This is a genomic window from Variovorax sp. MPBD4-3 (assembly GCF_058809745.1).
Genome location: NZ_JBXASW010000100.1, coordinates 1 through 13476 on the forward strand (window position 1 = coordinate 1; position 13476 = coordinate 13476).

At 67.4% G+C, this 13476-nt stretch carries 12 protein-coding genes; 8 read left to right on the forward strand and 4 right to left on the reverse strand.

Features of this window, described 5'->3' with window-relative positions; all coding sequences use genetic code 11:
- The first annotated feature begins 129 nt into the window (after window positions 1-129).
- From AC1RVW_RS29785 to AC1RVW_RS29815, 7 genes are all read left to right on the forward strand, one after another.
- The gene (locus AC1RVW_RS29785) at window positions 130-525 is read left to right on the forward strand and encodes an acetyl-CoA carboxylase biotin carboxyl carrier protein (RefSeq protein WP_106937319.1); all 396 of its coding nucleotides are present in this window, start codon (window positions 130-132) and stop codon (window positions 523-525) included.
- 21 nt (window positions 526-546) lie between these two features.
- Window positions 547-1311 carry a LamB/YcsF family protein gene (locus AC1RVW_RS29790; protein ID WP_493204305.1) on the forward strand — a complete coding sequence of 255 codons (765 nt, stop codon included), beginning with the start codon at window positions 547-549 and terminating at the stop codon, window positions 1309-1311.
- A gap of 166 nt (window positions 1312-1477) precedes the next feature.
- Entirely contained in the window at window positions 1478-2230 is a 753-nt protein-coding gene (locus tag AC1RVW_RS29795) for an SDR family oxidoreductase (protein WP_493204307.1), read from the forward strand.
- Between the two features lie 40 nt (window positions 2231-2270).
- Window positions 2271-2972, forward strand: coding sequence for an amino acid ABC transporter permease (locus AC1RVW_RS29800; protein WP_081271331.1), 702 nt, complete (start codon window positions 2271-2273; stop codon window positions 2970-2972).
- A 12-nt stretch (window positions 2973-2984) separates the two neighbouring features.
- Window positions 2985-3743, forward strand: a complete 759-nt coding sequence (locus AC1RVW_RS29805; protein WP_493204309.1) for an amino acid ABC transporter permease — start codon at window positions 2985-2987, stop codon at window positions 3741-3743.
- A gap of 53 nt (window positions 3744-3796) precedes the next feature.
- Entirely contained in the window at window positions 3797-4531 is a 735-nt protein-coding gene (locus tag AC1RVW_RS29810; protein ID WP_081271344.1) for an amino acid ABC transporter ATP-binding protein, read from the forward strand.
- 47 nt (window positions 4532-4578) lie between these two features.
- Window positions 4579-5421, forward strand: a complete 843-nt coding sequence (locus tag AC1RVW_RS29815) for an ABC transporter substrate-binding protein (protein WP_081271333.1) — start codon at window positions 4579-4581, stop codon at window positions 5419-5421.
- An 883-nt stretch (window positions 5422-6304) separates the two neighbouring features.
- Here the strand turns inward: AC1RVW_RS29815 and AC1RVW_RS29820 are convergent.
- From AC1RVW_RS29820 to AC1RVW_RS29830, 3 genes are read right to left on the reverse strand one after another with little or no spacing between them, the layout of a single operon-like run.
- A complete protein-coding gene (locus AC1RVW_RS29820; RefSeq protein WP_493204312.1) occupies window positions 6305-8698 on the reverse strand; it encodes an LPS-assembly protein LptD in 2394 nt (797 codons plus the stop codon).
- 33 nt (window positions 8699-8731) lie between these two features.
- The gene (locus AC1RVW_RS29825; protein ID WP_081271335.1) at window positions 8732-9421 is read right to left on the reverse strand and encodes a response regulator transcription factor; all 690 of its coding nucleotides are present in this window, start codon (window positions 9419-9421) and stop codon (window positions 8732-8734) included.
- Window positions 9422-9425: 4 nt separating this feature from the next.
- Window positions 9426-10196: a nuclease-related domain-containing protein gene (locus tag AC1RVW_RS29830; protein WP_081271336.1), complete on the reverse strand. Its 771-nt coding sequence runs from the start codon at window positions 10194-10196 to the stop codon at window positions 9426-9428.
- Window positions 10197-10461: 265 nt separating this feature from the next.
- Here AC1RVW_RS29830 and AC1RVW_RS29835 point away from each other — a divergent pair, with 265 nt between their 5' ends.
- Window positions 10462-11622: a porin gene (locus tag AC1RVW_RS29835; RefSeq protein WP_106937007.1), complete on the forward strand. Its 1161-nt coding sequence runs from the start codon at window positions 10462-10464 to the stop codon at window positions 11620-11622.
- A gap of 57 nt (window positions 11623-11679) precedes the next feature.
- Here AC1RVW_RS29835 and AC1RVW_RS29840 read toward each other — a convergent pair.
- On the reverse strand, window positions 11680-13476 hold a 1797-nt coding region (locus AC1RVW_RS29840; RefSeq protein WP_493204315.1), incomplete at its 5' end, for an ATP-binding protein.

Consider the following 13476-nt stretch of genomic DNA (forward strand, 5'->3'; position numbering starts at 1 on the left):
AGGGCGTCGGGTGCTCCCCGCAGCGAAATAAAGGAGGAGGCCGCAGGCCGGGGGACATTCGCGGAGGGGAGTACCCGGCGGCCTGTGCACCACCCCGAACAAGAGAACCAAAAAGCGAAAGCCTGAAAAATGCAGGACACAGCACTGCGCTCCCCCCAGCTGGCCGCCTGGTTGGCCAACACTGACATCGGCCTGCTCGAACTGCGCACGCCAAACGGCACCTTGCGCCTTGGCCGGCAGGGCGACGAAATCATCGAACTGCCCGCTGAAGAAGCCGAGCCCGAACGGCTGCCGATCCGTGCCCCTTCGCTCGGCGTATTCCTGCAAAGCCATCCACTGGCTGCCGTACCGCTGGTCCGCATCGGCCAGCGTGTCGAAGCCGGCCAGACCATCGGCCTGCTGAAGATCGGCCCGCTGCTGCTGCCCGTCACCGCACCGCAAGCCGGCATCGTCGACGGCATCCTCGCGGCCGACGGCCTCGCAGTCGGCTATGGCGCCCAACTGTTCGACCTGCACCCCCTCTGACGATCGAGACAAGGATTCACGATGGACATCGACCTGAACGCAGACGTCGGCGAAGGCTTCGGCCCCTGGCGCATGGGCGAGGACGAAGCCCTGCTCGAGATCGTTTCTTCCGCCAACATCGCCTGCGGCTCCCACGCGGGCGACCCGGTCATCATGGACCGCACCGTACGCATGGCGCTGCAGCGCGGTGTCGACGTCGGCGCGCACGTGGGCTTTCCAGACCTCATGGGCTTCGGCCGCCGGCAGATGCAGATCGAGACCAAGGAACTGGTGGCGTACGTGCTCTACCAGCTCAGCGCGCTCGACGGCATGGCGCGCACGGCGGGCCACCGCATGACGCACATGAGCTTTCACGGCGCGCTCGGCAACATGGCCGCGGCCGACGCCGCGCTGGCCGAACCGCTGGTGCGCGCCGTGGCCGATTTCGATCCCTCGCTCACCGTCAGCACCTCCGCCAGCCGCGCCATCGAAGACGCTGCCGAACGCTGCGGCCTGCGCGTGCGCACCACCTTCCTGGCCGACCGCGCCTGCGGCGACGACGGCCTGCTCGTGCCGCGCAAGCTGCCCGGCGCGGTCATCCACGAGCGCGACGCGGTGCTGGCGCGCGTGCGTCAACTGCTGGAGGAAGGCACCGTCACCAGCAGCAGCGGCAAGAAGATTCCCATGCGGGTGCATTCCATCCTGCTGCACGGCGACACGCCCGGTGCCGTCGACCTGGCCCGCGCCGTGCGTGGCGTGGTGGAGCAGGCGGGGCGCGTGGTGCCCATCTCCCGGCAAACCAGCTGATGCACCGGGGCACGAACATGGTGCTAACCCTTAGTCATATGCACGGATCGCGGGCGACATAAGGGGGGCTTATCGCTCCACAGCCAATCCGTCTTGGCGTCGCCCGCGGGCGCTGGCTACAGTGAATTCCAAGGCAGCCATCTGCCACTCAACGAAAGAACCCGACATGCCTTTTTCCGACTACAAGACCGCGCTGGTGACGGGAGCCTCATCTGGCATCGGCGCCGCCGTCGTCGAACGCCTCAGCAAGGAAGGCCTGAAGGTCCATGCGCTGGCGCGCAGCGCCGACAAGCTGGCCGACCTGGCCGCGCGCACCGGCTGCATTCCGCACGCCATCGACGTGAGCGACCTCGCCGGCATCACCCGGCTCGCGAAGGAAGTGGAATTCGACGTGCTGGTCAACAACGCCGGCGTGGACCGTCCCGGTTCCATTCTCAAGGCCGACGCCGAAGGCATCGACCTGCTGGTGGACGTGAACCTGCGCGCCGTGCTGCACCTGTGCCGGCTCGTCGTGCCCGGCATGGCGGCGCGCGATCGCGGCCATGTGGTCAACATCAGCTCCATTGCGGCGGCCTACAACTTCGGCGGCAACAGCACCTACCACGCGACCAAGGCCGCGGTGAGCATGCTGTCGCGCCAGTTGCGCATCGACTGCTTCGGCAAGCGCGTGCGCGTCACCGAGATCTGCCCCGGGCGCGTGGCCACCGACATCTTCGCGCACGTGCACGGCGACTCCGAGGACACCTACAAGCGCTTCGTCGAGGGCTTCGAACTGCCGCAGGCCGAAGACATCGCCAATGCCATCGCCTTTGCGATTGCCGCGCCCGTCGCGGTGAACGTGGGCCACATGGAAATCACGCCCACGCTGCAGGTGCCGGGCGGCCTGTCGACCACGCGGCCGGAAACCCCGCGCGATTGAGCCGCCGGCCGATGCACGCCACGCAACAAGGGAACAGCGCATGAAGGACTTCGACCTGCTGGCGATCCTGTTGAAGCCGGAGTTCGGCGCCATGCTGTTGCACGGCCTGCTGGAGACGCTGAAGATCGCGGCCGGCTCCTGGCTGCTGGCCATGGGCATGGCCGTGGTGCTGCTGGTGGTGCGGCTCACGCCCAGCCGCATCGCCGAGCGCGTGGTGGCCGGCTACGTCTCCTACCACCGCAACGTGCCCACGCTGGTGCAGCTCATGTTCTGGTACTTCGGCATCTTCAGCCTGCTGCCAGATGCGCTGCAGGGCTGGCTGTCGGTCAACAACGCCGAGAGGTGGCTGTCCATCGTCGCGCTCGGGCTGTGCCAGGCCGCCTACTTCAGCGAGGACATGCGCTCGGGCCTGCGCGCCATTCCGGCCGGACAGGCCGAGGCCGCGCGTGCGCTGGGCCACGGCTACATCGGCTCCATGCGCTTCGTGATGCTGCCACAGGCCATCCGCAACGCGGTGCCGGCGCTGGTGAACCACAGCGTGTCGCTCTTCAAGAACAGCAGCCTGGCCATGGCCATTGGCGTGGCCGAGCTCACGCACGCGGTGAAGGAAATCGAGAGCCAGAGCTTTCGCACCTTCGAGGCCTACAGCGTGGCCACCGTGCTGTACCTGGTGTGCTCGCTGCTCATCATGGCCGTGGGCGGCTGGCTGTCGCGGCGCTACCGCATCGTCGGTGCAAGGTAAGCGAGGCAAGCGATGTACAGCGTCTTCGAAATCCTTCGCGACAACTGGCTGCTGCTGCTGGTGGGCCAGTACCCCAGCGGCCCGCTCGGCGGCATCGTCGCCACCCTGATTCTTTCGGTGCTGGGCATCGTGCTGGCCTTTCCGCTATCGGTGCTGCTGGCGCTGGCGCGGCTGTCGCCCTGGCGGCTGCTGCGCTGGCCCGCCACCGTGCTGGTGTACGTGGTGCGCGGCGTGCCGCTGCTCATGGTGATTTTGTGGGTGTACTTTCTGGTGCCGATCCTCATCGGGCGCGAGGTGTCGGGCTTCACCACCATGCTGTGCACGCTGGTGATCTACGAAGGCGCCTACCTGTCGGAGGTGGTGCGCGCCGGCATCCTCTCGCTGCCCAAGGGGCAGAGCGAGGCGGCGCGCGCGCTCGGTCACAGCCACCTGGGCACCATGTGGTTCGTGATCCTGCCGCAGGCGCTCTACAACATGCTGCCCAGCATGCTGAGCCAGTTCATCTCCACCATCAAGGAGACCACGCTGGGCTACGTGATCAACGTGCAGGAACTCACCTTCGCGGCCAACCAGATCAACAACCAGCTGCTGACCAAGCCGTTCCAGGTGTTCTTCATCCTGGCGCTGACGTATTACGTGGTGTGCTTCAGCCTCACGCAACTGGCGCAATGGCTGGAGCGGCGCATCGCGCACAAGCGGCTCGGCGCGGTGCCGGTGAAGGCCGCCGAAGGCGAGGTGCCGCTTCCGGCCCCCGTGGCGACGCAACCATGACCGCGCCCGTTCCACAGCCCGCAGGGCGGCCTGCGGCCGCCAAGGACGACACCATGATCCTGTTTTCCGAAATCAACAAGTGGTACGGCGACTACCAGGCGCTGGCCGACATCAATGCCGAGGTGAAGAAGGGCGAGGTCGTGGTGGTCTGCGGGCCGTCCGGCTCCGGCAAGTCCACGCTGATCCGCACGGTGAACCGGCTGGAGGAAGTGAAGTCGGGGCAGCTGCTGTTCGACGGCCAGGACATCCACGCGCCCATGCGCAGCGCGGCGCTGAACAGGCTGCGCAGCCGCATCGGCTTCGTGTTCCAGAGCTTCAACCTGTTCCCGCACCTGTCGGTGCTGGAGAACATCATGCTCTCGCCGATGCGGGTGCTCGGCGTGAAGCGTGCCGATGCGAAGACCAAGGCCGGGCAGCTGCTGGAGCGCGTCGGGCTGTCGAGCAAGGCGGGCGCTTACCCGGCGCAGCTGTCTGGCGGCCAGCAGCAGCGCGTGGCCATTGCCCGCGCGCTGGCGATGGAGCCGCCGGCCATGCTGTTCGACGAGCCCACCAGCGCGCTCGACCCCGAGATGGTCGGCGAGGTGCTGTCGGTGATGCGCGGGCTTGCCAATGACGGCATGACCATGATGTGCGTCACCCACGAGATGAATTTCGCCCGCGAGGTGGCCGACCGCATCTGGTTCATGGACGCGGGCCGCATCCTGGAGAAGGCCGACCCCGAGACCTTCTTTCGCAGTCCGCAGCATCCGCGCGCGCAGCGCTTCCTGTCGGATTTGCGCGCGCACTGAGTCCAGTACCCGTCGTTCCCTTTTTCGCAATCTCCCAGGAGCCCACCATGTCGAACAAGACCGTCTTCCGCCTCGCCGTTCTCGGCACCTGTCTCAGCGCGGCCTCGCTGCTCGCGCACGCCGACCAGTGGAGCGACATCAGCCAGCGCAAGGAGCTCAAGTGCGGCACCTTCGCAGACGTGCCCCCGTTCGCGGCACCGGACCCCAAGACGCGCGAGATGGTGGGCCACGACGTCGACCTGTGCAATGCCCTGGCCAAGGAACTGGGCCTCACCGCCAAGGTCACGCCGCTGTCGGTGGAAGCGCGCGTGCCCGAAGTCAAGCTCGGCCGCGTCGACGTGACCATTGCCAACCTGGCCTACACCAAGAGCCGCGGCGAGCAGATTCAGTTCAGCGACCCCTACTACGTGGCCAAGGAAATGCTGGCCGTGAAGGCCACCGACCCCGGCACGACCAAGGCCGACTTCAAGGGCAAGCGCCTGAGCTCGACGAAGGGCTCCACTTCGGAGATGTCGATCAAGATGAACGGCTCCGATCCGGTCACCTTCCAGGACACGGGCTCGGCCTTCATGGCGGTGCAGCAGAACAAGTCGGTCGGCATGGTGGCCAACACCATGACCATCACCAAGCTGGTCAACCAGTCGAAGACCGAGGGCGTGGCGCTGAAGATGATCAAGGACCCGATGGTTTTGCAGCCCATCGGCATCGGCATGAAGAAGGACGAGCCGGTGCTGCTGGCCAAGGTGAATGGCGCGCTCTATGCGCTGGAGAAGTCGGGCGAGCTCGACCGCATCTGGGCCAAGTGGCTCGGGCCGAACACCGAATACAAGATGGTGCGCGAAGAAAAGGTCACGCCGCTGGCTGACCTGAAGTTCGAGCTGCTGCCTTGATCTTTTTACTGGGTTGTGTTGTTCGGGGCGCGGTCGTTCGGCTTGGCTGTTGATCGGCCGGCGCGAGAGGGGCGGCCGGTGTGCACAGGGCACCGGGTACTCCCCTCCGCGAATGTCCCCCGGCCTGCGGCCTCCTCCTTTATTTCGCTGCGGGGAGCACCCGGCGCCCTGTGCACTATGACTGCGGCTGTGGGGTTCGCGAAACGGTTGGCGCCCCGCGTCGCGCTTTCTCGCTCAGCTGGAATAAGTGTCCAGCCTTGCGGGCAAGTTCGGCCGCAAGCCATAGCAGGTTGTCCAACCGCCCAGGCCCATCTCCGCTGCACCAGTCGATGTCTTCGCCGTGGCACACCCACAGGAGAGCTTCGAGTTGAGAGAGGGTGTTTTCAAGAAGATCCGCCGGGTCTTGGGCGCTGTCTTCGGAAGCTACCGGCGTAGTTGGCCGGGCTATAGTCTTGGTAGCCATTTTTGTGCGGTTCCTGATAGGTTGTTGCACGAACTTGGTTAGACGGTCGGGGTGCTCCAACACCCCGGCCGTCGCCTTTGATACCTCGCATCTGCATCGCTGCTTTCGCACCGACGACCTGCCGCGAGGCAAGCAGCCTTCAAACGCTGGGTGGTTGGGGGTGTGCGCCTTTCTTCTCCCCTTGGTGGGGTCTCAAGTGACAGGGGCATTCACTCTAGAGAAGAACTCCGCGAATCAGCCGACACGCGCGGCATGAAGTCCCGCAGAGCGCCAACAAATCGACCAAATCAGCGACGGCGCTCGTTGTGCGCAGGGCGTCGGGTGCTCCCCGCAGCGAAATAAAGGAGGAGGCCGCAGGCCGGGGGACATTCGCGGAGGGGAGTACCCGGCGGCCTGTGCACACGCCCTGAACAAGAGCCCTCAGTCGTAGTTGGTGAACCGGCTAGGCTGCTGCGTAGACTGGTTCAGCGGCTGATACCCCTGGATGTTCTGCAGCAGCGTGCTCGTCGGATTCGAGCCGATGTTGCCGAAGCCGTTGAACTGGATCTGGAACATCAGCCGCGTATCGGGCGTGGTTCGACCCGTCACCAGCCGCTCGAGCACGATGCGCCCCACCCAACAGCAGGCGTTGTACTCCGCGCCCACCAGGCTGTCCGACAACGCACGGTCGTGCAGGCTGTAGCTCAGCCGGCCCACCGCATACCAGCGCCCCGGGTCCGTTGCCGACTTGCCCCCCATCAGCCCGCCCGTCAGGTCGCTCAGCGGCCACTGCCAGTTGAAGTCGACCGTCTTCGTGCCGTCGTTCGCCGTGGAGGTGCTGTCCGCCTGATAGCTGAAGGCCGCCGTGAGCGTGTGGTACTGCGCCGGCGTGTAGCGCAGCGTGAGCGCGTCGCGCGTCGACTTGCCCGTGTCCATGTTGTATTGCGCCAGGCCGTCGATGCTCCACTTCGGGTTCCAGTGCACCTGCCCGCCGAAGATGAAGTCGCCCGAATGATCGGTCACGGCCGTGCCGCCCGGCAGCGTGACGTTCTGGTCGCTGAAGCGAAAGCGCTGCGCAATGCCGAAGCGTGCCGACTCCGCGCCGGTGACAGGGTCGATCAGCCGCGTGGTCACGCCGGTGGTGAGCGTGTTCGTGTCCGACACGCGGTCGTTGCCCGAGAACGCGTTCTCGGTATAGAGCGTGGCAAAGCTGATGTCATTGGCGGCCGTGTCGTACACCGGCAGCTGGCTCTGGTCGCGGTAGGGCGTGTGCACGTAGAACGCGCGGGGCTCGAGCGTCTGGCGCCAGGCGCTGCCGAAGAGACTGGCGTCGCGCTCGAACACCAGCCCGCTGTCCAGGCTCACCGTCGGCACCACGCTGGTGATGCTGGTGCGGCCATCGGCCAGCGGCGACGCGAGCTGGTAGGAGGCCGTGTGCAGCAGCAGCTTCGGGATCACGTAGCCGCCCGGCGTGACCCATGGCCGGCTGATCTGCAGGTTGCCCACCACGCGCTCGCCGTCGGGCTGCTTGATGCCGTTGAGCGTGGGCGCATAGGCAGAGTCGACCTGGAAGCGCGTGTAGTCCAGCGTGCCCGACACGTCCAGCCCGTGCCAGTCGTACTTGGTGTAGTTGGCCGTGACCTGCGGCACCCGGTTGTATGAAGGCGTGATCGGCGAGGCCGCGTACTGCAGCGTCTGGTAGGAGAGGGTGCGTGCCTGCCCGCTCCAGTCGCCCTTGGTCCAGTTGAGGTCGGCCTCGTTCGTGAGCTGGCGCGAGGTCAGCGTGGGCGTGTGCGAGAAGTCGCGCCAGTAGTCGTCGTCGCTCACGCGGTTGATGTTGAACGAGGTGCTCAGCGAATCGAGTCCGAAGGGCTTGGGGTCCAGCTTCTGGTTGTGGCTTGCCCACAGGCCCCACCGGTTGCGGTCGCGCAGGCTGTCGGAGGGCATCTCGTCGATGCGGATCTGGCCGCTGTAGTTCTTCTCCAGATAGCGGAACTCGGTGCCCAGGTTCACGCCGCGGCTGCTCATGATCTCGGGGTAGAGCGTGAGGTCGCGGTTGGGCGCGATGTTCCAGTAGTACGGCTGCAGGTACTCGAAGCCGTTGGTGGTGTCGAAGCCGATCACCGGCGGCAGCAGGCCGCTCTGGCGTGCGTTGTTCAGCGGAAAGCTCACCGAAGGCAGCGAAGGCGTGGTCAGGCCCAGGAAGCTGATCTGCGCGTCGGTGGCGGTGGCCAGGTTGGCCTGGTTGTCGGTGGTCAGCGTCACGGCGCTCAGCATCCACGCGGGCACCCAGCCGGCATAGTTCTCGCGCAGGCAGGTGGTGTAGGTGGCATGCCGCGCCACCGACACGTTCGCATCCACGAAGTCGATGCGCTCGGCGTCGCCGTGCGCGCCGGTTCCCAGCAGCGTGTAGCGCACATGCTCGAAGAAGCCCTCGAAGCTCTCGACCTTCAGCTGCAGCTGCGGGCCTTCGTACACGCTGCCGGCCTGGTTCAGGCGCACGTTGCCGGTGGCCGTGGCCAGGTCGCCGGGCGGCTGGTAGGTGAGCCGGTCGGCGGTGATGCGGGTTTCGCCGCGCCGCAGCGATGCGTCGCCTTCCACCACCACCTCGAGGTCGGGCCGGCCGGAGAGGCGGTCGCCCTCGACCAGGCTGGGGTGCATGCCGCGCTCGGCCGGGGGAATGGTTTCTGCCAGCTGCGGCGTGCGCCGCAGCGTCATGGGGGCGTCGATCCAGCCTTGCTGCGTTTCCTGCGCGATGGCGCTGCGGGCGTGCAGCAGGAGCATGAGCGAAAGCGCCATCGACGGCAGCGGCCAGCCGCGCCAGCGTGATTTCATGAGCAAAGGAGCGTTCCAGGAGGCCGGTGGGGTTCAGGCGTCCTGCCGGGTGCGGGATTCCCATGCGAAGCCGACGCCGTAGACCGAGCGGATCCAGTCGTGCGCCGCCGAGACGGTGGCGAGCTTCTTGCGCAGGTTCTTGATGTGCGTGTCGACCACGCGCTCGTTCACGTCCAGTGCCTCGGGGAAGGCTGCTTCCAGCAGCTTCGAGCGCGTGAGCACGCGCCCCGGCTCCTGCGACAGCGCACGCAGCAGCAGCGATTCGCGCCGCGTCAGCGGCAGGTAGTGCCCGTCGAGGATCGCGCAGCCGCGCACCGCGCCGAAGGTGATCGGCACCACCGGGCGCGCCACGCGCTGGCGCTGCGCATAGCGGCGCAGCACCACGTGGATGCGCACCGCCACTTCGCGCGGCGAAAAAGGCTTGCACACGTAGTCGTCCGCGCCCAGCTCGAAGCCGCGCAGCCGGTCGGCCTCTTCGCCGCGCGCCGTGAGCATGATGATGGGGTGGTCGCTGCGCGCGCGGACCTTCTCCAGGATCTGCAGCCCGCTCACGTGCGGCAGCGCCACGTCTAGCAGCGTGAGAGCGGGCGGCTCGGTCAGGATGCGATGCAGCGCCACGGCGCCGTCATCGATGTGCTCGATCTCGTGGCCGGCATGGTGCAGCTCTTCGTGCAGCACCGACGCGGCGTCGCGCCCTTCCTCCACCAACAGGATCCGGCTCATCGTGTCATTGCAGATTCAGCGCGCCGGGATGCGCGGGGCGCATGTGCACGCGCGCGCTTTTTTCGCGGCCGTTCTCGCGGCTGTTGCGCATGTGGTCGTCGAGCGTCAGGTCGCCCTGCAGGCCGTCCAGCAGCCGCAGCGTGCGGTCGATCGCGGCATCGTCCAGCAGCGGATAGCCGTGGTCGTTGTGCCCGTTGTTGCGCGCCACGCGGGCGATGTACGGCAGGTCCTGCGGCGTGATCACCGCGGTGGGCATCACACCCTGGAGCTCTACGCCCTCGCACGGCAGCAGCACGAAGTACTGCACCCGCAGGTCTGGCGGCAGCAGGTTGCGCAGGTGCGTGGTCTTGCGGCCGCACTGCCAGGCGGGGTCCTTCACCTCGCGTGCCAGCGAGTGGTCGTGCTGGCGCAGGAACCAGCGCGGCAGCGCACGCGCCGATGTCTTGCGGTAGACCACCGCGTTGCGCCAGCCCTTCACCTCGAACAGGTAAATGCCGGCCTCGCACACCAGGGTCACGTCGAAGCGGGCGGTGGGCACGGCGCTGCCTTCGTACATGGGAATGACCAGGTCCTGCCGCACGTGCAAGCGGCCGAACGCGGGCCCGAATGCACTGGTGAGCTGCTGCACGGCCAGCATGGTCGCCGTGTTGTTCGCCTGCGCGTCGTCGATGGAAAACGAGCGGCGTGCGTGCGCGTCGGATCCCGGCTGGGCATGCCCGTGGCCGGCCAGCGTGAGCAAGGGACGGGAGGGGGCTTTGTGCAAGGCAGTGGTCATGTGAGGCTCCTTCGAACTTCAAGGATTGCGCGACTCGCGGGAGTCGCGGCTTCGGCATGCGCACATCTTTTCAAACGAATTGGGAGAAATTTGAAGGACCCATGCAAAGACTTCGCTCATTGCGTCGGCGCATGTCTGACGTGCGCGCACAACACTCGGTGCGACGGAAAACGGATCTACCAATTTCCTCCGGATTTGAACGAAACCATGCGTACAGCCGGTCGATACCGAGCGGCCGCATCACACCTGAAACCGGAGAACCTGAATGAAGAAATCCCTCACGGCATTCGCTGCCCTGGCCGTCTGCGGCCTGGCCTCTGCCCAATCGTCCGTCACGCTGTTCGGTGTCGTCGACGCCGGCGTGACCTACCAGTCGAACACCGCGCGCGACACCGTCACGGGCCTGTCGAACAAGCAAAGCAAGTGGAGCCTGGGCAACTCCGGCTACAACTCCAGCCGCATCGGCTTTCGCGGCACCGAAGACCTCGGCGGCGGCCTGGCCGCGAGCTTCTGGCTCGAAGCGCCCATCACCAACGACGACGGCGCCACCGGCGTGTCCACCTTCAACCGCCGCTCCACCGTGAGCCTGTCGGGTGGCTTCGGCGAGCTGCGCCTGGGCCGCGACTACACGCCCACCTTCTGGAACGACACCGTCTTCGATCCGTTCGGCACCAACGGCTCGGGCACCAACGTGATCAGCACCGTCAGTGGCAACACCACCATCAACAACGCCAACTACGTGCGCGCCAGCAACTCGGTGGGCTACTTCCTGCCGCCGAACCTGGGCGGCTTCTACGGCCAGCTGCAGTACAGCTTTGCCGAGAACACCAGCACCAGCGCCACCAGCACCACGGCCGCGACCAGCAGCAGCGCCGGCCGCTACGTGGGCGGGCGTTTCGGCTATGCCAACGGTCCGCTGGACATCGCGCTGGGCGTGGGCCGCAGCACCGCCGTGGACACCGCCGCGCTGGAGCGCAGCGTGCAGACCATCAACCTGGGCGCTTCGTACGACTTCGGTCCGGTCAAGCTGTTCGGCGAGCTGTCTAACGTGAAGAACAAGTTCGACTACTCGGCAGCGGCCGACACGCACGACAGCTACAACGGCTACCTGATCGGCGCGACCGTTCCGGTGGGCGCCGGCCTGATCCGCGTGGCGTACTCGCAGGTTCGCTACAACGAAGGCGCCGCGGGCGTCACGGGCGAGGACCCGCTGGCCCGCAAGCTCGCGGTCGGCTACGTGCACAACCTCTCCAAGCGCACGGCGCTGTACGCGACGGTGGCACGCGTGAACAACCGCAACGACGTGAACTACACCGGCAGCCTGGTGTCGGCCAGCACCACGGGCTACGGCAGCACCGGCGTGGGCTTCTCGGGCCTGCCGCGTTCGTCGACCGGCTACGACTTCGGCATCCGCCACGCGTTCTGAGGACTGATCCGCACGAAGACAAAGAAGGGAGCGCCGCTCCCTTTTTTTTGTGCCGAATCAGCAGGAGGAGGCGCTGTGCTCCAGGGGCGGCACCTCGCGGCGCGGTGCATCCAGCGCCAGCGGCACACGCACATGCGCCAGCAGCCCGTGCGAGCCCGGCTTCAGCACCACGTCGCCGCCGTGCGCGCGCGCGATCGACCGGCATACGGCCAGCCCCAGGCCGCTGCCCGCGGCGCGTGAGGAGCGGGCCTGCGGCGTGCGATAGAAGGGCTTGAACACGCGCTCCAGCTCATCGGGCGGCAGGCCCGGTCCGCGGTCGCTGATCTCCACCACCGCGTCGGGACCGTCGATGAACAGGCGCACACGCGCCTGGTTGCCATACTTGACGGCGTTCTCGATGAGGTTGTCGAGCACGCGGCGCATTCCGATCACGTCGACCTCCACCTGCGCGTGCTCGGTGCGCTGCAGCAGCAGCACGTCCTTGCCGACGAACACGGCCTGCTCGACCACGTCCTCGACCAGGCTCGCGAAGTCCATGCGCTCGCGCGCGCTGACCACCGACGCATCGCGGATGAAGCTGAGCACCGAGCCGATCATCAGCTCCATTTCCTCGACGTCTTCCAGCATGCCGGCGCGCACTTCGTCGGGCACGTCCTCGATGCGAAAGCGCAGCCGCGTGAGCGGCGTGCGCAGGTCGTGGCTGATGGCGCCGATCATCACCGTGCGGTCGTCGACGAAGCTGCGCAGCCGCGCCTGCATGCGGTTGAAGGCCTGGGCGGCGCGGCCGATCTCGGCGGGGCCTTCGAGGGCCAGCACGGGGGCGGCCGGGTCGCGGCCCAGCTGGTCGGCGGCGCGCGCAAAGCCGGCAATCGGCCGCACCAGCCGGCGCGAGAACAGCCAGCCCGCCGGCGCGACGATGGCGGAGGCGATCAGGAACCACAGCAGCACGCGGCGTTGCCATGCGTTCGGAAAAGACTCGGGCACCGGCTGCACCACCACCCAGCTGCCTTCGCGCGTGTGGACGGCGGCGATGAAGTCGCCTTCGACGAAGGGCGCGGGCGCGAGGCCGAAGAGGCCGCGCGTGGCGGGGCGTTCGACGTCGGCGGTGGTCTCGGCGGAGGGCTTTGCCTGCGGCGCGCTGGCGGCCGGCGGCGCGCGTTCCGATTCCGTGGCGGCGCGCGGCGGTGCCGCCGCGGCGGTCGGGGGCGGTTCGGATGCCGGCGTGCGCACGGCGGGCTTCGACGGCGTCGCGGGTGCGCGATCGGCCGCAGCGGCGGTGGCTTCGGTTGTGGTCGTTGGCGCAGCCTTGCGTGCCGGTGCGCTTTCGACGGAGAACGGAATGGTGGGCACCGCAGGCGCCGAATGAATGACGGGCGGGGCGGGCTGGAGCGGTGCGGTGGAGGGCGAGAGCCGGGGCCCGGCGGTCAGGCCGGGGACGTTGGCCATGGCGGGCGAGGGCGCAGGCGACGAGGGCGGCGCCGCGTCGGGCGCGGTGGTGGTGGCAATGCGCGCAGATGCTTGCGCATTCGGTGCGCCCGAAGTGGAGGGTGCCAGTGCGCCGGGCGATGGCACAACGGCGAAGTCCCCCGGAGATATGGCGGGCGTGGGCGCCTGCAGCCGCTGGCTGGCCGTGCCGTTGTCCGGAACCGTGGCATTGGTGCCGCCAATCGCATTGCCCGGTAGCTGCTGCTGCTGCTGCTGCTGCTGCGGGAGCCCGCCCTGGTTGGTGGCCGGGTCCCGGCTGGTGCCGAGGCTTCCGTTCCAGCCGCCGATGCCTCCGGGGCTTGCCGGGCTTCCGGGGCTTCCGGGGAATGCCGTTCCTCCCGCCGGACCCGAAGGCATCCTGGACATGCC

Excerpts from the sequence above, each read along its gene's own strand:
- AC1RVW_RS29800 (WP_081271331.1), top strand. The coding sequence starts at position 2,271 with ATGAAGGACTTCGACCTGCTGGCGATCCTGTTGAAGCCGGAGTTCGGC.
- AC1RVW_RS29835 (WP_106937007.1), top strand. The coding sequence starts at position 10,462 with ATGAAGAAATCCCTCACGGCATTCGCTGCCCTGGCCGTCTGCGGCCTG.
- AC1RVW_RS29830 (WP_081271336.1), bottom strand. The coding sequence starts at position 10,196 with ATGACCACTGCCTTGCACAAAGCCCCCTCCCGTCCCTTGCTCACGCTG.
- AC1RVW_RS29825 (WP_081271335.1), bottom strand. The coding sequence starts at position 9,421 with ATGAGCCGGATCCTGTTGGTGGAGGAAGGGCGCGACGCCGCGTCGGTG.
- AC1RVW_RS29820 (WP_493204312.1), bottom strand. The coding sequence starts at position 8,698 with ATGAAATCACGCTGGCGCGGCTGGCCGCTGCCGTCGATGGCGCTTTCG.
- AC1RVW_RS29785 (WP_106937319.1), top strand. The coding sequence starts at position 130 with ATGCAGGACACAGCACTGCGCTCCCCCCAGCTGGCCGCCTGGTTGGCC.
- AC1RVW_RS29795 (WP_493204307.1), top strand. The coding sequence starts at position 1,478 with ATGCCTTTTTCCGACTACAAGACCGCGCTGGTGACGGGAGCCTCATCT.
- AC1RVW_RS29805 (WP_493204309.1), top strand. The coding sequence starts at position 2,985 with ATGTACAGCGTCTTCGAAATCCTTCGCGACAACTGGCTGCTGCTGCTG.
- AC1RVW_RS29790 (WP_493204305.1), top strand. The coding sequence starts at position 547 with ATGGACATCGACCTGAACGCAGACGTCGGCGAAGGCTTCGGCCCCTGG.
- AC1RVW_RS29810 (WP_081271344.1), top strand. The coding sequence starts at position 3,797 with ATGATCCTGTTTTCCGAAATCAACAAGTGGTACGGCGACTACCAGGCG.
- AC1RVW_RS29815 (WP_081271333.1), top strand. The coding sequence starts at position 4,579 with ATGTCGAACAAGACCGTCTTCCGCCTCGCCGTTCTCGGCACCTGTCTC.